Genomic DNA, 19,457 nt, shown 5'->3' with positions numbered 1-19,457 from the left:
GCAGACCCTCGTCTTCCGGGCTTTTTCAATGGCAGACAACGCGCCGCATCCGGTTCAGACGCCGCTACCAGGAAATGCCGGACTTAACCTTGGGTTGTGCATTCACGCATGACGCCACATCGGCCCTTTCGACCCATGCCTTATTCCGACTGAGGTTGAGAGACCCCTCTTAGCGCCGGGCGAATTATATGCGAAAGTCTGCAGATACGTCAGAGGGGGGCCGCTAATCCAGAAGTGGTAGGCACCTCACCCCGTCGTATGAGCAAACTGGACGTCGGCGCTTCCTTGATCTTTGTGCAGCCGCGAGACAGAACTCATGGGCAAGAACGAACCGTTCCTGGAAGGTTTCCTGCCGCTGGACCTGCTCGGTCGGATCCATGGCAGCAACGGCGAGCGCCCGGCAGCCGTCGCGTTTCCAGCGGCGGTGCTATTTGTGGATGTGTCGCGCTACACCGCGCTGGTCGAACAGCTGGCCCGGCGCGGACAGGAAGGCCTCGAGCAGATCCCGAAACTTCTGTCGCTTTCCTATGCCCGCTGCGCCGAGCAGATCGGCACGCGCGGTGGCGAGGTCCTGTACTTCTCAGGCGATAGCCTGCTTGCCTATTGGCCTGGCGGCGATGCCGGCCTCGGCCGCGCCGTGCGATCGGCAGCCGATTGTGCCGAAGCGATCTGCAGCAACCGGAATGCAGGACCGGACGGAGACGAAGTCGGACCTGCGCTCCATGTCGGCGTCGGGGCCGGACAACTGTGGGCAGCCGCGCTCGGTGGCCAGCCAATTTGGAATCTGATCGCTGGCGGCGAGGCCGTCGTTGAAGCCGCGCGCGCCCTGACCCGGGCCCGGCGCTGGGAATATGTGCTGTCGGACGCCGCCGCGCAGACGATTTCGACGGTCTCCGTCGCGGATGCTGACGATGCACTTCACAACGCGCCTTTTTTCCCTTCGGCATCGCACACCGATTGGCTGACCGGTTTCCTGCCTCTACAACTGCAGGACATCGTGCGGGCATCGGGAAAAGTCTCGCCGCCGGCGCACAATGGGTTTGCACATGATGACGGCACCGGCCCGAGACCGGATACCCGGCTCGACAGGCTTGCCGAGCTTCGGCCGATTTCGGCGCTGTTTGCGCGGATTGCCGGGCTCGACCACAGCGATCCCATGGCGCTTGCCCGCCATCATGACCTCTGCATTTCGCTCCAGGCCGACCTGCACGCCGCGGGCGGCCCCCCCGGTGAACTCATCTTCGACGACAAGGGCCTCGTTTTCATTGCGGCTTTCGGCGCTCGCGGCACCTTTCATCGCGACGACCCTCAGCGCGCTGTCGACGCCGCGCGCGCCATCTGCCGCACTGCGCAACGCTTCGATCTGTCGGTATCGGTCGGAGTGGCGACGGGAGACGCGCTGTTTCGCGTCGTCGGCAGCGCCCGGCGGCGACAGCTGATGGTGCTCGGCCCGCCGGTCAATCGCGCCGCGCGGCTGATGGCGGTCGCCGAAGACGACGTGCTGTGCGACGCGCCGACCGAGCGGGCAAGCCGCGCGACCTTCGCGTTCGAGCGGCGTGGCGCGTTGCAACTGGAAGGGCTCGGCGACATGGCACCCGCCTTCCGCCCGCAGATGCGCCACAAGCCGGCCTCCGTGCCGGCAAGCCTCATCGGCCGCGAGCGCGAATTGCGGTTTCTGAGAACCACGTTTGCCAGCGTCAGCGGTGGGACAAACAGCCTTGTCGTGGTGCTCGGCGAGCCCGGCATCGGCAAGACCAGGTTGGTGACCGCCTTTGCCGACGAACTGCGGGCAAAGGGAGCGGTCGTCGCCGTGGCGCCCGCCGAGCGCGACGACCGACGCACCTCGCTATGGGCCTGGCGGCGGGTCATCGAGACCCTCTTCGGCCTGCCCCCCGACAGCGACGGCGCCACCCTCTACGAGCGTCTTGAAAGCCGGGTCCGCAACGACGCTGCCATTCTTGCGCGCCTGCCCTTGCTCGCCGACGTGCTGACCATCGACATCGCCCAGAACGAAAGCACCAGGCACCTCGACGGCGCGCACCGCGCCGACGCGACCATGCGCCTGATGGGCGACATCATCGCCGTATCCGCTCCCCATCCGCTGACGCTGGTGCTAGAGGACAGCCAATGGCTGGATTCGGCCTCCTGGCGGCTGGTCGAATGGGTGCTCGGATCGCAGACCGCACTGCTGCTCATCCTCTGCATCCGCTCCGAAGAGATCCCGCAGGAGGTGAAAAACCTCAGGCGCAGGGCCGAAATCGCCCGGTTCGGGGGAGCAACGTCGCAGAGCGACGATCCGGCCCGCTTCTGCCAGTTCCTCGAACTCGACGAACTGAGCGACGTATCGATCTGGAAGCTGGCGGCGCGAACGCTCGGAAGCGCGCCGCCCCATGACGAGCTGGCGCACCGCATCTCGAAACTTGCCGGCGGCAATCCGTTCTTCGCCGAGGAGATCGCATTGACGTTGAAGAGCGAGGGGCTGATCGCCATTCGCGACGGTTTCTGGCGATCCATCCGCCCGCTCGACGATCTCGGCTATTTCGAAGGCGTCGAGCGCGTCATCCGCGAGCGTCTCGACCGTCTGACAGTATCGGGCCAGGACGTGATCAAGGCGGCCGCGGTCGTCGGTCGCTCGTTTACCTCAAGGGAGCTGCAGGCCCTGGTCGGGCCGGATCTCGATGGCGAGAGCGTCCATGCGGTAATCGAGACGCTGGTGGCGGCGCATCTGGTGCGTGCCGAGGACCAGCCGGGACACTACGCCTTTCGCCACGACCAGACGCGCGACGTCGTCTATGGATCGATCCCGGGCGACCTGCGCAACCGGCTTCACGGTGCGCTCGCCACCTGGTTGGAATCCGGACGGAAGGAGACGGCGGGTGCCGATGCCGCCGTCCTCGTCCAGCATTTCGAAGCGGCTGGCAACACCGAGAAAGCGGTGAAATACGCCGACCTCGCCGCGACCAACGCCCTGCAGATCGGTGCCTTTCGCGAAGTCGAGGCCTTTGTCGGCATCTGCCTCAGCCACGAGACTCGAAAGCAACCATGGAGCGACGATCAACGGCTGCAGGCCGTTCGGTGGCGGCGGCAGCTCGCCGAAGCGCATTACAGCCGGGGCGATATCCACGCCCAGGGCGTCGCCGTGCGCCGTGCGCTGAGAGCGGCGGGTGCACCCGTGCCGACGTCGACAGGTGCAACGATGATCGGCCTCTTCGCCCGAGGAACGCGCCTTGCCTACCAACAGATGTTCCCGCCGTCGCCCGAAAGGACGCGGCAGAAAAACCTCCTGCGCTGGGAGCGCGAAATGGCGCGGTGCCTCAACCAGGCGGCACTGGTCGACTATTTCGAGCTGCGCTTCACACGCGGGATGTGCAACCTCATCGGCGCAGTGACCCACGCCGAGCGCATCGGGTCTTCCGTCGAAGCCGCGGTTGCCTCGTCACAACTCGCCTGTGGTTTCGGCATGATGGGCTGGCAGCGCGTCTGCCGCCATTTCATGTCGAGAGCAGAGCGAGTGGCGATCGAGATCGCCGACCCGGCAATCCACTCGCATGTCTGCAATCTCGACACGCTGTGGCGCATCGGCCAGTGCGACTGGCAGATGGTCGATCGCCGCCTCGACCAGTCCCAGGATCTGAGCCTCAAGGCTGGAGATCAGCTGCGCTGGTGCAATGCCCAGGGCATGCGCTTCTGGTCGCTCTATTACCGCGGAGACTGGAGCGCGCTGGAGCCGACGGCGCTGACGCTTCTGTCACGCGCGCAAAACGCCGGAAACATTCAACAGGAGATATGGGCGCTGCGCTGCAAGGCACTATGCGTGCTGCACATGGATCGGCCGCGCGAAGCGGTCGAGGTGCTCCGGCTGATCACCTCGGCCATGCACGGCTCCGTCGATCTGGCCGCACAGATCTCTGCACGCGGCGCGCTGGCCTTGGCGCTTGCGCGCGTCGGCAGACACGCAGAGAGCGTCGAGGCGGCCGTCGATACGCTTCGCCTGCTGCACACCATGCGCCGCCCCTCCTCCCACAGCACGCTGATCGGCATTTCAGGCGTGGCCGAGGTTCTGTTTCGCGGACGGGAAGCGGGCCTTTCGCGCGAGTACGAGCAATGGGGGCATTGGGAGCGCCGGGCGCTGCATGAGCTTGCCCGTTACTGCCGGGTTTTTCCGGTCGGCACGGCGCAATACGGTCTTTGGTGCGGCCTGGCCCATTGGCTCGACGACAGCAAGGAGCGCGCACTATCGACATGGAAGCAGGGGCTCGGTGCTGCCAAACGTCTTTCCCTCAGGCAGGACGAGGCGACAATCGCCGCCGAGATCCGACGTCGGCAGGATACTGTCTGATCGGCAACAGGTGGCCCGCGACGGAGCGCCGTCTCGACGGATGACCTTGAACCTGAGCTTCGCCTCCTATAGTCCGGGTCCATATTGATTTGGATTGGGACAATCGTGTCGAGAGATCGTTATTCGAGAAAACTGGAATGCGCCAAGTGCGGTGCCTCCGGCTTTGCAGAGGCCTCGGAGAACGACGATCCGAAATCGAGGACCCGCGGCTTTCAGATCGACCAGATGCCGACGGGCTTTTCCACCGAACGTCCGTCCAGCGATCCGGCCAAGCACATGATCCGCTGCCGCTGCGGCAATATCTTCGCCTTCAAGCAGAAGACGGTCTATGCCCCGAGCGGCGAGCCGCGAAACTAGAGCTTCCCGCCGTTTTTCGTCCTACAGACGCGGTCAGGACGCCCGAACCACCAGGCCCATGGCCTCGCAGATCATCACCGACTGCTCGATGGTGATGACGGCACGCTTCAGCGTCACCGTTTCGGGCTCGATCGAACTCAGATCGCTGCCGCGAAGATCGCATCCGGTAAAATCGGCGCTGTGAAGCCAGGCACCGGACAGGTCGAGCCCGGTCATGGTTGCCCCCTGGCAACGCGCTCCGGTCAGGTCGGCCTCGCGCAGGACCGCATCGGTAAAAACCGCGCTGCGCAGATCCGCCCCGGGCAGGCCGACGAACGACCAGTTGCCGCCCTTGACCCGCGTCGCGTCGAACTTGCAGCTGTCGAACATGCTGCCGACGAACTTGCAGTCCCTGAAATCGACGTCGTAGAAATTGCAGCCGACGAAGGTGCAGTTGATGAAGGCGCTGCCGTCATGGTGCGAGCAGTTGAATTTGGCGCGACGGAAGGTGCAGTCCTTGAAGACGGCACCGGTGCTGGTGGCTTCGGTCATGTCCAGATCGGAAAACAGCGTACGGCTGTGGTCGCGATCGGATACGTCGAGCCCATACCAGTCGGCGCCGGCAACGGTTGTCTCGGTTGCGGGGGCTGCTTCTCCGTGCTTGCGTTCGGCCATCGTCCCCTGCCCTTCTTCGGTTCCAGCATTGCGTTCATCGCCTGTCTGGCGTGAAAACGGCTGCGACGCAAGGCGACCTGGCGCGCTCGGGACGGCAGCGGCCGTTGCCTTCGCCTTCAATGCCCTGGCGCTTCATCGTCGGTGTCTGCGACATCGACGGCGCGGTCATGCACCATGCGCCAGGCGAGAACCCTTGCAAGTTGCTCGTCGTCGCCGTTCCGGCGGGCGAGGTGTTCCTGCTGCCTGAGGGCAACGCGCATGACGGCGCGGGTGGAACGGCTGTTGGCGCCGGCAAAGTCCTTCGGGCGGTCATCGCGGGCCAAGGCAGCGATGAGCTCAGCCTTGGCGGTGACCGTGGCCTCATTGCCGTATCGCCCCAGAAGCGCCTGAAACCGCTCGTGCAGATGCGGGTCGAAAGCCCGCTCCTCGCCCATCGGGCCGACGACCGGATTGCCGGGGTGCAGGCTACCGAGCGGCAGCAGGCCCGGTGGTATCGGCGTGTTGGCGGAATGGGTGCGGCCGCTGCGCAGCAGTTGCGCCAGCACGTGGGTGTGCGGGCCGGGCGGAGAGACACCGCCGGTGTCCGGCCCGCCGATCTTCTGGTAGACCTCGACGCGGCCGATCGCCGTCACCGCGACGCGATGGGGATGGGCCTTGAGGATCGCTGCCATCGCCGCATTGTCGGGCTCGAACAGGGACCTACCGAGGCTTCGCCTCAAGGTGTCGATCAGGGCCGCGTCGTCGGTGCGGATGCAGAAATCGCATTGCGGCAGAGAAAGCCCCATGTCGAACAGGATCGCGCCGCGATCACCCGGGCGAATGGCAGCGTCGTCGCGACCAAGTTCGCTCAACACCGCGCGCGCCTGGCGCCGGGCATCGCTTTCAGGCAGGCAAAGCGCGACTGCGTGGCTCCAGCGATGCGCCCTCGGGCTCACAGTCTCCCAGGCGACCGGAACGATATCACCAAGCCGCGCCACATCGATCAGCACGCCGCCGCGCTCCGTCGCCCGACACAGCACATCCGGCCTGTCGACGATGAGTGTTTCGCCCGGATCCTGATGAAACTCGGCAATGGCGCCGAACGTCCCCATGCTCCATCCAGCCTCCGGGTCTTTCAGATGGGTGCGCAGCACGTCGGCAAGGTCGGCCATGAATTTGTCCCTCAATTCTGTTGTTCGTTCGTGGTTTGCGCAAGGCGCGTAGGCTGCACGACCAGCCCGCCTCCGGTCTCGGCCACATAGGCCTCGATGCCGTAGACGCGCCGCAGGAGATCGGCGGTCAGCACGGTTGCCGGTGGCCCGTCGGCGACGATGCGCCCGCCTTCGAGTAGCACCAGCCGATCGCACCAGCGCGCCGCCAGACCGAGATCATGCATGGAGGCGATCACGGAGGTGCCATGAGGCGTGAGATCGCGAAACACCTGCATCAGCGCGAGTTGATGGGCCGGATCGAGGCCTGCGACCGGTTCGTCGGCCAGAAGCAGGCCGGCCTGCTGCGCGAGCGCTCTTGCAATCAGCACCCGCGCCTTTTCACCGCCGGAGAGATCGGTCGCCCGGCGCGCGCGCAGTGCGATGATATCCATGCGCTCGAGTGCTGCTTCGACCGCCGCCCGGTCGCCATCTGTCGGTCGCGCGAAGGCGCCGCGATGCGGCTGCCGGCCGAGATCGACGAGCGCTTCCACCGTGATCGGCCAGGCGATGTCCCGATCCTGGGCGACATAGGAGACGTGGCGCGCAAGATCCTGGGGCGCCATACGTCGCAGATCCTGCCCGTCGATGAGAATGTCGCCGCTCGACGGCACCAGGCCAAGACAGGCGCGCAAAAGCGTCGACTTGCCGGCACCGTTCGGCCCGATAAGGCCGACGAATTCGCCCGGACCGACGTCGAGAGCGATGTCCTTCAGCACCCGGTTGCCCCCGAGCGAGGCGGCGAGATTGGAAACGGCAAGCCGGCTCATGCCATCTGCCTCCGTGCGCGCAGGACAAGGACGAGAAAGAACGGCGCGCCGACGACCGCCGTCAGCACGCCGAGCTTGAGGTCACGGCCGGGCGCCACCACACGCACGAGAATGTCGGCAGCCAGCAACAGGGCCGCCCCGCCGAGCGCGCTGGCCAGCAGCAGCCGCGAGGGCCGCGCTCCGACCAGCGGGCGCAACAGGTGCGGAACGATCAGGCCGACGAAACCGATGGCGCCGGCAACCGCGGTCGCCGCCCCGACGGAGGCGGCCGTGCCGATGACTGCAAGACGCTGCACCCGCCGCATGTCGACGCCCATGCTGGCCGCCGTTTCATGCCCCAGCGTCAGCGCATCGAGCGCGCGGCCAAGGCTTGCCAGCATCAGCCAGCCGAACACCATGAAGGGCGCGGCCAGCCAGACATGGATCATCGAGCGATCCGTGAGCGAGCCCAGCATCCAGAACATGATCTCCATCGCCGCAAACGGATTGGGCGAGAGATTGAGCGCCAGCGAGGTCATCGCCCCGGCAAAGGTCGAAACGGCGACGCCGGCGAGGATGACCGAGAGCGGCCGCGCATCCGCGCCCGCTATCAGCCGGACGACAAGCACGGCGCAGAGCGCGCCGCCGAGCGCCATCAACGGAAGTGCCAGCGGCATGAGGGCCGACAGTCCGGTATAGATGGCGATGACCGCGCCGAGCGAAGCAGAGGCGCTGACGCCGATCAGCCCCGGTTCGGCGAGCGGGTTGCGCAGATAGCCTTGAAGGGCAGCGCCGGAAAGCCCGAGCGTTGCACCGATCATCAACCCGAGGATCGCCCGCGGCAGGCGGATTTCCCGCATCACCAGCCCGATCAGGCTGTCGTCGTCAGCGAAAAGCGCCGAAAGCCCCTGCAACGGCGCGACTTCCGCCGGACCGACCGTCAGCGAAAGCACGAAAAGAAGGGCGACCACCATGGCAAGAACTGCGATCAGCAGGCGGTAACGGGCGGTTTCGGTCATCGTTTCCCCATGTCGGGTTTCACGCCGCCAAGCGTCATGGCGGCCTGCTGCAGGATGCCGGCGGCGATCAGCGTGAACGGCCCGCCGCAGATGGTGTAGCGGCTGTCGAGCTGGACGGCCCGGTGCCCGGCGGAAATGGCCCGGAAGGCCGGATGGTCGAAGGTCTGCCTTGCCAGCGCCGGCCCTCGATCAGGGCTGGCGTCGACGGCGATCAGATCCGGACGGGCGAGCACCAGCGCTTCCAGGCTCAGTTTGCCGGTGCCGGAAATACCGAGCCTTTCCGCCAGATTTTCCAGTCCGGCGATGCCGACGATGTCGGCAACAAGGGTGCCGCTGCCGGAGGTGAAGCCGTTGGCGTAGTAGAGCGCCAGCTCGACCTCAGACAAGTTCATCGCCTGCAGCCGTGCGATCTCTGCATCCATTGCCGCCACCAGTGCGTCGGCTCGCTGTTGGCGGCCGAGAATTTTCCCCATGCGCCGCAGGTTGGTCCTGACCTCGGCGATCGATACCTCGGGCGCAAATTCCTCGACGACAAAGCCGAGCCGTTTCAACAGGTCGACCGTGGTGCGTGTCGTGTAGGTGCCGGCAATGACAAGATCCGGCTTCATCAGGAAGATCTCTTCGGCAAGCCCGTGATTGAGGACATAGCGCTTAGCGTCGTCTGCAAGCGCCGAGGTCGAGGCGTCGGCGGCGAGATAGGAGACCGAATAGAGCTGTCCCTTATCCGCCAGAAGCATGGCCATCTGGTCGGTGCAGACATTCATGGAAACGACGCGGCGCGGCGTTTCGGCCGCCGAGATGCCAGCAGGCGAGGCTGCCCAAAGCAGCCCCGCAACCAGAAATCGCCGACACCAACCGGATATCATCAAAATGTGGCCTTCAATCCGGCAAACGCGGTGACGCCTTGCGTGTTGTAGCCGTAGATCTCCTCATAATCCTCATCGAAAAGGTTGTCGACGCGGCCGAAGACCTCAAGCGTGTCGTTGACCTTGAAGCTGCCGCCGACATTGACGAGCGTGTAGGCGCCAAGCGGCACTCTCTCGGGCCCGGGCCTGTAGGCGACATCCTGCATCCGACCGTTGAGGATGACCTCGCCGAAGACGCGCGCGCGATCATCATGGAAGACGTAGGCCGCATCGAGCGCTGCGGCATGTCGCGGACGGCGGACTTCCTGCAGGCGCGGACCACCGGCCAGCGTCTGCTCACTCGAGGCGGTGTAGGTGTAGGTCGCCGTCGTCGTCAGTCCGTTGAAGAAGTCGACGATCGCGGAGACCTCGACCCCGTGGCGCAGGCTTTCGCCGGAGCGATTGACCGGCGTCGAGCGGAAGCTGGCGTCGTAGACGGTGGCGATCTCGTTTTTAAGGTTCTGGTCGAAATAGGTGACATCGACAGTCAGACCGTCGTCGAAGAAGCTCTGCTCGACACCGATGTCCCAGCCGAGGCTCTCCTCCGGTTTCAGGTAGGGATTGCCGATGAAGGTTCCCGGGATATACCCGAACTGCTCGTAGAAGGTCGGGTTGGTCACGCCGGTGCCGACGGATGCGTGCAGGCGCGTATCGCTGCCCGGTATCTCCCAGGAGGCGCTGAGGCTCCATGTGGTCGCGTCCTCGAAGCGATCGTTGAAATCGCGCCTGAGGCCTGCATTGACGAAGAACTGGTCGGCGAACTCGCCGCGATACTCGCCGACGAGCGAATGCGCATTGCGGCTGAAGGTCTCGAGCAGATGCGACGGCCTGAACGTCTCGCGCTGCCACTCGTAGCCACCGGTGATCTGGTGGCGGATACCGTCTCCACCATCGAAGCCGTAGCTTGCCTGGTAGCTGCCGTTGTAGCGGTTGCCGTCGTTCCAGGATCGCCCGAAGCCGCTGACATTGTCACGGTGAACGTCGAGGCCGGAGACGCGCGCCTTCTGGGTGAGATCGCCGTCGAGCGCCGAATGGGTCAGGCCGAGCGAGCCCGACAGCTCACGCGATCGCGTGTAGTCCAGTGTGTCGTAGGTCAGCGCCGTCATGTAGTCCTGTGCGTCAAGGTCGGTCTTGCGGTTGACGGCCCGCAAGGTCGCGTCGAGCTGCAGATCCGGCGAGAGATCGAAGGCGAACTTGCCGTTGACGGTGCCATTACGGTCGCCGTCATCCTCGGAGCCGGTATCGGAGATATTGAAACCGCCGGTTCTCTGGAACACGCCGGACAGCGCGTAATCATAGCCCTCGCCGCCGCCGCGGGTCGACAGGCCGCCAAGCCAGGTGCCGTCGCCGCCGACTTCGGTGCGGGCGTTTGACACGGCACCATCGCGGCTTCCCTTCTTGGTGACGATGTTGATGACACCTGCCATGGCATTGGCGCCCCAGAAGGTGCTTTGCGGTCCGCGCAGGATTTCGATGCGCTCGATGTCGTCGGCAACCAGGCCACCGAAATCGAACTCGCCCTGAGAGACATCGTTCGCCTCGACGCCATCGATCACCACCAAGAGCTGATTGCCTTCCGCACCGCGCACGCGCACCTGCGTCAGGCCGCCGGGGGCACCGGTGCGCGAGACCGAGAAACCGGGAACCAGACGCAGGGCGTCGGCGACGTAGCGGATCTGGTTTTTCTCGATCTGATCTCCGGTAATCACGGTAAAGGCGCGTCCGGATTTGCGCTGCTCGGTCGGCGTCAGGCCATCGGAAACCAGGATCTTTTCAAGTTTCGTCGGCTGTTCGTTTGTGCCCTGGTCCTGTGCCTGGGCACCGCCCACGAGGGTCAGAACCAGCGCGGCTGCGCCAGTCAATTGTTTCGTCATGTCGTCCCCACTCCGGCGCGACGGGCACGATCCGGCCCACGCGCGATCGACCGCGGGCAGACAATGGCTGAGGCAAGACGACAAGCGACCACCCCGGCGCCGTCTGCGGCACGCGGCAACATTGCTCCAATGTCACCGCTACGGACGGCCGCGCCTCGACACCCCTCGTGTCCAGGCATGGGTGACCGAAACAGGCAGGTCTCCTGACTTCCGCGTCGTCGCTTCCTCCCGCCTTCCCACGCGAGATGTCGCGCAGTGGCTTCATGGGGTTCCGCTCGGCGGTTACAGTTGCGGGGGCAGTCGCGGTATCGGCCCCTGATGGGTAATCCTCACCGTGTTCCCTTTTCATCCATCGCATGACGGAACCTGTTTCGCAGGGACGAGACCTACCAGATGCCGGCGGCGCGTCAACCGCCGGTCGCATTTTCCACTGGTAAAAGTCTGCGCGCGCTTTGCCCGCGACACGCCACGCTCGGTCTATTTCAGGAATGCCCGGAAGCGGCGCATGGCGAAGGCAAAGAGGACAGCGCCGATTACCAGAAGCGCAAGAAGCTGTGGCCAGACGACGTCCAGGCCGGCATCGCGGAACAACACCGCCTGCGCCAGGATGACGAAATGGGTGTTGGGTGCGGCGAGCATGATGGTCTGGATGATCTCGGGCATGCTTTCGCGCGGCGTCATGCCGCCGGAGAGCGCCTGCAACGGCAGAAGCACCAGCATCAAGAGCAGGCCGAACTGCGGCATGGAGCCGGCGATGGTGGCCAGCAGGATGCCCATCGACGTTGTCGCGAACAATTGCAAGGCGGTAGCCAGCAGGAACAACCCAAACGAGCCCTGCACCGGGACGGCGAGCACGCCCTTGACGACGAAGACCAGCGAGACGGCCGAAGCCAGGAGCACCACAAGTCCCATCGACCAGACCTTGCTGACCATGATCTCGAACGGGGTCACGGGCATGACGAGCAGATGCTCGACCGTGCCATGTTCGCGCTCGCGGATGAGCGCCGCCCCGGTCAGAACGATCGACAGGATGGTGATGTTGGTGATGACGTTCATCACTGCGCCGAACCAGCCCTTGTTCAACTCGGCATTGTAGCGCGCCCGCAGGACCAGATCGACCGGCAGCTGCTGCTCGCTGCGGTGCCGGTCGAGGAAGCCCGCGACCTCGCCGGTGACGATCTGCTGGATATAGCCGTTGCCCGAAAAGGCCTGGCTCATGCGCGTCGCGTCGACATTGAGCTGGATCGTCGGCGAGCGGCCGGCGAGCAGATCCGTCTGGAAATTCGGCGGTATGTCGAGCGCGAAGGTATCGAGCCCCTGGTCCATGCGCCGGTCCATCTCCGCCGGCGTGATCATCTGCGGCGGCACGAAATAGGGCGGATAGAACGCGGTCGAGATCCGCGTCGACACCGGCGAACGGTCCTCGTCGACGATGGCGATCGCGGCGCGATTGAGCGTCTCCGGCATCGCGGTCGAGCCGGTATAGACCGACAGGGTGAAGGAATAGACGATCAGGATCAACAGGATCGGATCGCGCCAGAGCCCCCAGAGTTCCTTGATGCCGAGCTGGTAGATGTGGGACAGGCGCATGGTCACCTCGCCTGCTTCTTGAGGGAGAAGGTGCCGATCGTCAAAAGCACCGGCACCGCGATCAGCATAGGCACGAAAGCGCCGGCGAGATCGCCGAAGCCGAGCGCCTTGGAGAAGGTCCCGCGCGCGATCGTCATGAAATGCGTCGTCGGGTAGATCTGGCCGATGAAGGCGCCCGCCCCTTCAAGCGAGGATACCGGATCGATCATCCCGGAATACTGGATGGCCGGGATGAGGGTCAGGATCGCCGTGCCGAAGATCGCCGCGATCTGGCTCGACATGAAGGTGGAGATCACGAGCCCCATGGCCGTTGCTGCCGAGACATAGATCAGGCCCGCGACGGTCCAGGTCAAAAGACTGCCGGTAAACGGCACCCGGAAAACGAAGATCGCGAAGGCGGTCAGAAGCGCGAAATTGAGCATGGCCAGCGCGATATAGGGGAGCTGCTTGCCGACCAGGAACTCGAGCCGCGTCACCGGCGAGACATAGAGATTGACGATCGAGCCCAGCTCCTTCTCGCGCACGACGCTGAGCGCCGACAGCATGGCCGGGATCAGCATCAGCAACAGCGGGATGACCGCGGGTACCATGGCGACGATGCTCTTGACGTCGGGATTGTAGCGGAAACGCGTCTCGATCTTGAACGTGCCGGCGGTGGCCGCGGCACCATAGCGCTCGCGGATCTTGCCGGTCAGCCAATGGGCATGCAGGCCCTGCACGTAGCCCTTGACCGTTTCGGCGCGGCTCGCCATGGCGCCGTCGATCCAGGCGGCGATCTCGACCGTGTCGCCCCGGGCGGCGCGGCGGGCAAAGCCCGGAGGGATCTCGATCGCGAGGCTCAGTTCGCCGTTGCGCATGCGCCGGTCGAGGTCGGCGTAATCGGTGATCGGGTCCTTCTCGATGAAATAGCGCGAGCCGGCGATTTCCAGAATATATTCGCGGCTGGTGGTCGTCTGGTCGTTATCGAGCACCGCAAAAGTCAGGTCCTCAACATCCATGTTGATGCCATAGCCGATGACGAACATCAGGATGACCGTGCCGATGGTCGCAAGTGTCGCCCGGATGGGATCGCGCACCAGCTCCAGCGCCTCGCGGCGGGTGTAACTGAACATGCGCCCGACGTCGAAGAACCCGGACGTCGCCGACGCCTTTCGTTCGACCGCCTGGGCGATTGCCGGCTTCGACGAAGCCTGCGCCCTCACCACGGAAGGGGCCGTCTGCTTGGCGCCAGCGATCGCCTCTTCCAGATAGGCGATGAACGCTTCTTCCAGCGTCGATGCCGAGCGGCTCTTCATGATGCCCAAGGGCGTGTCGCTGACCAGCACCTTGCCCGCATGCATCAGCGACATGCGATCGCAACGCATCGCCTCGTTCATGAAATGGGTGGAGATGAAGATCGTCACCTGCTCGTTGCGCGAGAGGTCGACGAGGATCTGCCAGAAACTGTCGCGCGCGACGGGATCCACACCCGATGTCGGCTCGTCGAGGATGAGGATATCGGGCGAATGGATCAGGGCGACCGCCAGCGACAGGCGCTGGCGCACGCCGAGCGGCAAGGCATCCGGCAGCGCCGCCATCACGCCCGAAAGGTCGAAACGATCGGCAAGCTCCTCGATCCGCTTCGGTATCGTGTCCGCCGCCATGCCGAAGAGCTTGGCGTGCAGTTCGAGGTTCTGCAGGACCGTGAGCTCGGTATAGAGCGAGAAGGCCTGCGACATGTAACCGACGCGATGGCGCACCTCCATGTCGCGCGGATCGACCTCGCGGCCGAACAACTTGGCCGTGCCTTCGCTTGCGGCAAGCAAGCCCGTCAGCATCTTCATCGTCGTCGTCTTGCCGCAGCCGTTCGAGCCGAGGAAGCCGAAGATCTCGCCGCGGCCGATGCGGAAGCTGACATTGTCGACGGCGACGAAATCGCCGAAACGCATGGTGAGGTTGTTGGCCTCGATGGCGATATCGTCGCCCACCCCTTCCGGGCGCGGCGGAATGACGACGTCATGATGCTCGCGCCTGAGATCTTCCGGAAGCAACGCGATGAAGGCGGCATCAAGCGTGTCGACGCCGGTCTTTTGCAGCAGTTCGTCCGGCGTCCCCGTCGCCAGCACCCGGCCGGCATCCATCGCCACCAGCCAGTCGAAGCGAGCCGCCTCTTCCATATAGGCGGTGGCGACGATGACGCTCATGCCTGGCCGCTCGGTGCGGATTTCGTCGATCAGCTCCCAGAACTGCCGGCGCGACAGGGGATCGACGCCGGTTGTCGGCTCGTCGAGGATGAGGAGATCGGGATCGTGGATGAGAGCGCAGCAGAGGCCGAGCTTCTGCTTCATGCCGCCGGAAAGCTTTCCCGCCGGACGGTCGGCGAAGGGGGCAAGGCCGGTGCTTTGAAGCAGGCTGGCGATCCGCCGCTCGCGCTCCTCGCGATCATGGCCAAACAGCCGGCCGAAGAAATCGACGTTTTCGAACACGGAGAGCGTCGGATAGAGGTTCTTGCCCAGGCCCTGGGGCATGTAGGCGATGCGCGGGCAGGTCCGGCGGCGATGGCCGGCATCGGCAATGTCGCCGCCTAGCACCTCGACGCGGCCGCCCTGGACGGCGCGTGCGCCGGCGACGAGTGAGAGCAGGCTCGATTTTCCAACCCCGTCGGGCCCGATCAGGCCGGCCATGCAGCCGGAGGGGACGTCGAGTGTCACGTCATCGAGCGCCCTCACCTTGCCGTAGAAAAGCGTGACGGCATTCAGGCGAACCACGGGCTCTGCCGGCGACAGGCCGGCCCTGTCGGGATCCGCCATCACTGCACCAGCGTGCCGGTCTGGCTCGCCGGCCACTCGGCCTTGGGATCGACCTTGACATAGGCGACACCGGGAAGCCCGGTTTTCACCATGCGGATATACTTCTTCAGCAGCTCCTTCGGGATCTGCGCCTTGATGCGGAAGGTCAGCTTCTGGCGCTCTTCGGCCGTCTCGACCGTCTTCGGCGTGAACTGGGCGACATCGGCGACATAGGAGACCTTGGCGGGAATGATGTATTGCGGTGCGGCGTCGAGCATCAACCGGACCTCACTACCGATCGACAACAGGCCGGCCTGTTCCGTCGGCAGGAAGAAGGTCATGTAGACGTCGCCGAGATCGACGAGATTGAGCACGCGGCCGCCTGCCGCCAGCACTTCGCCGGGCTGGACGACACGATACTGGATGCGGCCGTCGCGCGGCGAGACGAGCGTGCTGTCGTTGATGTCGGCATCGATGCTCTCGACCGAAGCCTTGGCCGCCTCGACCGAGGCTTGCGCATCGATCACCTGGGATTTCGCCGAATTGATCGCGGCATCGGATGCCGCAAGCGAGGCTTCCGCGGCCTTCGCCGCAGCGCGGGCGCCTTCCGCCGTTGCACGGTCGTCATCCAGCACTTGCTGCGAGACGGTGCTCGTCTTGACGAGTTGCTCCGATCGGGCGAGGCGCCGCTCGGCAGCGTCCAGTTGTGCCCGGCGCTGCGCCAGCACGGCTTCGGCTGCGGCCTTTTCCGCCTCGCGCTGGGTCACCAAGTTCTTTGCCGCTTCGACGCCGACGATGGCACGCTGCTGCTGCGCTTCTGCCTGGCGCTTGTGGGCTTCGAGCTGGACCGTGTCCATCTGGGCGAGCACCTGACCGGCAGTGACGAAGTCGCCCTCGTCAACCATGATCTCTTTGATTCTGCCCGGCGTTTTCGTCGAGATATCGATCTCGACCGCCTCGATGCGGCCATTGCCGCTGGCGATCCCTGCGGGCAGCGCGTTGCGATCGAGGTTCTGCCAGGCGTAGTAGCCGCCGGCCAGAGCCAGAACGGCGAGGCCGAGTATCAGCCAATTCTTCCGGGCTTTTTCCATATCAGCGTCCCACCTTCCAATGCACAGCACGACAATAGCCCGCGATGACCCAAACTCAACCGGGAATAGGCCCGGCGTGGCAAACCGTCATCGCGACGTAAACGGATCGCTAAAACAAGCCCGAGGGGCCGGAGGCCTGCATTGACTCATGTCAATTCATGCCACGGCCAAACTCGATTTTGACAAAAGACGACCAAAAAAATCAAAAGTAAAATCTCGATATTGACAGATGTCGATCATCATGTGATTTTTGTCGAAATCGGTGGCGGCTAAATCGCCATCGCAGCGTGGGAGGACACCATGCAACCGCTTTTGAAGGTTGAAGGACTGAAGAAATCATTCGGGGGCGTCGCGGCCTTGCGCGACGGTCGCCTTGAACTTCAGGCCGGCTCCGTCCACGCGCTGTGCGGCGGCAACGGCGCCGGCAAATCGACATTTCTCTCGATCCTGATGGGTATCCAGCAGCGCGACGGCGGCACGATCTGGCGGCGCGGCAAGGAGGTGCGCTACGGCAACCCGGCCGAGGCGCTTGCCTCCGGCATCGCCATCATCGAGCAGGAACTGAGCCCAGTTCCGCACATGACGGTCGCCGAAAACATCTACCTCGGGCGCGAGCCATCGGGGCGGTTCGGCGGCATCGACTTCAAGAAGATGAACCGCGACGCGCAGCAGCTTCTCGACCGGCTCGAATTCGGCATCCGCGCCACCCAGACGATGATGACGCTTTCGGTCGCGCAGATGCAACTCGTCGAAATCGCCAAGGCCTTCAGCCATGAAGCCGAAGTCATCTTCATGGACGAGCCGACATCGGCGATCGGCGAGAAGGAAGCACAGCACCTGTTTGCCGCGGTTGCCCGCCTCAAGGCCGAGGGCAAGGGCGTCGTCTACGTGTCGCACCGGCTGTCGGAGATCTTCCAGATCGCCGACAGCTACACGGTGTTCCGCGACGGCGGCTATGTCGGCAGCGGGCTGCTTGCCGATATCGATCGTCCGGGCCTGATCAAGATGATCGTCGGGCGCGAACTGGGCGAGGAATACATCAAGACCAATGATCCGACCGACACGATCGGCCTGGAGGTTTCGGGCCTGACGTTGCCGGGCAAGATCGAGGACATCTCGTTCTCCGTGCGCAAGGGCGAGATCTTCGGGATCTACGGACTGATGGGTTCGGGCCGCACGGAAATCTTCAACTGCCTGTTCGGCCTCGATCGCCCGTCGCAGGGCAGCGTCCTGCTCGAAGGCGAACGGATCACGGTCAGCAAGCCCGCCGACGCGATGGCGAGCGGCATCGCGCTTGTCACCGAGGACCGCAAGGTCAGCGGCCTCAATCTCGCCGACAGCGTTCGCGGCAACATCTGCCTGGCGAGCCTGCCAGAGATGAGCCCGCGCTTCGTCATGAAGGGGCGGGACGAGGCTGCAGCCAGCGCCCAAATGATCGCCCGCTTCGGCATCAAGGCTGCGCGCGACACGATGCCCGTCTCTGGCCTATCGGGCGGCAACCAGCAGAAGGTGGTGCTCGGCAAGTGGTTCCTGCGCCAGCCGCGACTGCTTTTGCTCGACGAGCCGACCCGCGGCGTCGATGTCGGGGCAAAGCGCGAGATCTACCGCATCATCTGCGACTTCACCGCCGCCGGCGGCACCGTCGTCATGATTTCCTCCGAGATCGACGAGGTGCTCGGCATGTCCGACCGCATCCTCGTCATGCGCCAGGGAAAATCCGCCGGCATCTACGAGCGCCGGGCGACGGACGCCCAGTCGCTCGTGCATCTATCGACCTGAACCACCCGCGAGATCGACGCCAAAAGCGCTTGTCCGACATCAAAGGGGCCTGAGAACCGTGTCCAATATAGAAAACAATCCGTCCAGCAGCTGGTTCAGCGCCGAAAAACGCGGCACGCTGATCCAGGAATACGGCATCTTTCTCGCCTTCCTGCTCCTGGCGGTCATCCTCTCGTTCTCCAACGAGTATTTCCTGACGCCGGGCAACATCTCCAACGTGCTCCTGCAGACGTCGATCAACGGCGTGCTGGCGATCGGCATGACCTTCGTCATCCTCACGCGCGGGATCGACCTCTCCGTCGGCTCGGTGGTGGCGCTCGCCGGCATGGTCAGCGCCAGCTTCGCGACCACATCGGCCACGGCCGGCGTCGCCGGGGCGCCCTACCCCTTCTTTGTGGCACTGGCGATCGGCATTCTCGTCGGCGTCGCCTGCGGTATCATCGTCGGCTTCATCGTCTCGCGCTTTTCGGTTCCCGCCTTCGTCGCCACGCTCGGCATGCTGTCCGCAGCACGCGGCATGACGCTGATCTATGGCGGCGGCAAGCCGGTGCCGGCGCTCACGCCGGAATTCCGCTGGATCGGAACGGGCAACATCCTCGGCATCCCGATGCCGGTCATCCTGCTCGCCATCGTCTTTCTCGCTTCCTGGTGGATCCTGACGCGCACGCGCTTCGGCCGCTACATCTATGCCGTCGGCGGCAACCCGCACGCGGCAAAGACCTCCGGCATCAACGTCACCCGCATCCGCTTCCTCGTCTATGTCATTTCCGGCGGGCTCTCCGGCCTGGCAGGCATGATGCTGTCGGCGAGAACGGGTTCGGCCCTGCCGCAGGCCGGCATCGCCTATGAACTCGACGCGATCGCAGCGGTCGTCATCGGCGGCACCAGCCTTTCGGGCGGCGTCGGCCGGGTGACGGGGACGTTGATCGGCGCGCTGATCATCGGCGTGATGAACAACGGCCTCGATCTGATGGGTATCCAATCCTACTACCAGCAGGTCTTGAAGGGCGCCCTGATCGTCGGCGCCGTGATGCTCGACCAGAAGCGCAATCAGGGTCTTTGACCCCGTCAGCGAGCCTGCCCTCAAGGGGTCAGGGTCGCTCACCCGAAAATCAGGGTCGTTGACCCCGAGGAATGGCCGCCCG

At 64.6% G+C, this 19,457-nt stretch carries 13 protein-coding genes and 1 riboswitch; of the genes, 4 read left to right on the top strand and 9 right to left on the bottom strand.

Translation table 11 applies throughout. The features are described 5' to 3' along the window. The first annotated feature begins 316 nt into the window (after positions 1-316). Complete coding sequence (locus RTP54_RS22550) at positions 317-4,339, top strand: AAA family ATPase (RefSeq protein ID WP_312365857.1); 4,023 nt, start codon at positions 317-319, stop codon at positions 4,337-4,339. Positions 4,340-4,441: 102 nt separating this feature from the next. Next, the gene (locus RTP54_RS22545; RefSeq protein ID WP_112811314.1) at positions 4,442-4,696 is read left to right on the top strand and encodes a hypothetical protein; all 255 of its coding nucleotides are present in this window, start codon (positions 4,442-4,444) and stop codon (positions 4,694-4,696) included. Positions 4,697-4,729: 33 nt separating this feature from the next. On the opposite strand, the gene RTP54_RS22540 is transcribed toward RTP54_RS22545, so the two are convergent. From RTP54_RS22540 to RTP54_RS22500, 9 genes are all read right to left on the bottom strand, one after another. Then, positions 4,730-5,350: a pentapeptide repeat-containing protein gene (locus RTP54_RS22540; RefSeq protein WP_112832548.1), complete on the bottom strand. Its 621-nt coding sequence runs from the start codon at positions 5,348-5,350 to the stop codon at positions 4,730-4,732. 116 nt (positions 5,351-5,466) lie between these two features. Continuing rightward, a complete protein-coding gene (locus RTP54_RS22535; protein ID WP_312365856.1) occupies positions 5,467-6,501 on the bottom strand; it encodes a DUF6925 family protein in 1,035 nt (344 codons plus the stop codon). An 11-nt stretch (positions 6,502-6,512) separates the two neighbouring features. Continuing rightward, complete coding sequence (locus RTP54_RS22530; RefSeq protein WP_312365855.1) at positions 6,513-7,307, bottom strand: ABC transporter ATP-binding protein; 795 nt, start codon at positions 7,305-7,307, stop codon at positions 6,513-6,515. Beyond that, a complete protein-coding gene (locus RTP54_RS22525) occupies positions 7,304-8,305 on the bottom strand; it encodes an iron ABC transporter permease (RefSeq protein WP_312365854.1) in 1,002 nt (333 codons plus the stop codon). The genes RTP54_RS22530 and RTP54_RS22525 overlap by 4 nt, the downstream gene beginning before the upstream one ends. Further along, positions 8,302-9,171, bottom strand: coding sequence for an ABC transporter substrate-binding protein (locus RTP54_RS22520; RefSeq protein WP_312365853.1), 870 nt, complete (start codon positions 9,169-9,171; stop codon positions 8,302-8,304). The genes RTP54_RS22525 and RTP54_RS22520 overlap by 4 nt, the downstream gene beginning before the upstream one ends. Further along, positions 9,171-11,084, bottom strand: coding sequence for a TonB-dependent receptor domain-containing protein (locus RTP54_RS22515; RefSeq protein ID WP_312365852.1), 1,914 nt, complete (start codon positions 11,082-11,084; stop codon positions 9,171-9,173). The genes RTP54_RS22520 and RTP54_RS22515 overlap by 1 nt, the downstream gene beginning before the upstream one ends. Before the next feature lie 175 nt (positions 11,085-11,259). Next, positions 11,260-11,469: riboswitch (cobalamin riboswitch) on the bottom strand. 92 nt (positions 11,470-11,561) lie between these two features. Then, a complete protein-coding gene (locus tag RTP54_RS22510) occupies positions 11,562-12,674 on the bottom strand; it encodes an ABC transporter permease (protein ID WP_312365851.1) in 1,113 nt (370 codons plus the stop codon). A 2-nt stretch (positions 12,675-12,676) separates the two neighbouring features. Beyond that, positions 12,677-15,463, bottom strand: a complete 2,787-nt coding sequence (gene rbbA, locus RTP54_RS22505; RefSeq protein ID WP_312365850.1) for a ribosome-associated ATPase/putative transporter RbbA — start codon at positions 15,461-15,463, stop codon at positions 12,677-12,679. Next, complete coding sequence (locus RTP54_RS22500) at positions 15,463-16,533, bottom strand: HlyD family secretion protein (protein WP_312365849.1); 1,071 nt, start codon at positions 16,531-16,533, stop codon at positions 15,463-15,465. Before RTP54_RS22500 ends, rbbA begins: the two co-directional genes overlap by 1 nt. Before the next feature lie 300 nt (positions 16,534-16,833). Here RTP54_RS22500 and RTP54_RS22495 point away from each other — a divergent pair, with 300 nt between their 5' ends. Further along, positions 16,834-18,312, top strand: coding sequence for a sugar ABC transporter ATP-binding protein (locus RTP54_RS22495; RefSeq protein ID WP_312365848.1), 1,479 nt, complete (start codon positions 16,834-16,836; stop codon positions 18,310-18,312). 58 nt (positions 18,313-18,370) lie between these two features. Then, on the top strand, positions 18,371-19,375 hold the full coding sequence (locus RTP54_RS22490; protein WP_112811136.1) for an ABC transporter permease: 1,005 nt from the start codon (positions 18,371-18,373) through the stop codon (positions 19,373-19,375). The last annotated feature ends 82 nt before the right edge of the window (positions 19,376-19,457 follow it).

Origin of the sequence: Ensifer sp. (genome assembly GCF_031989085.1) — a bacterium.
GTDB lineage: Bacteria > Pseudomonadota > Alphaproteobacteria > Rhizobiales > Rhizobiaceae > Ensifer.
Note: the sequence above shows the minus strand (reverse complement) of the source record. Positions and strands in the feature narration are given on the sequence as shown.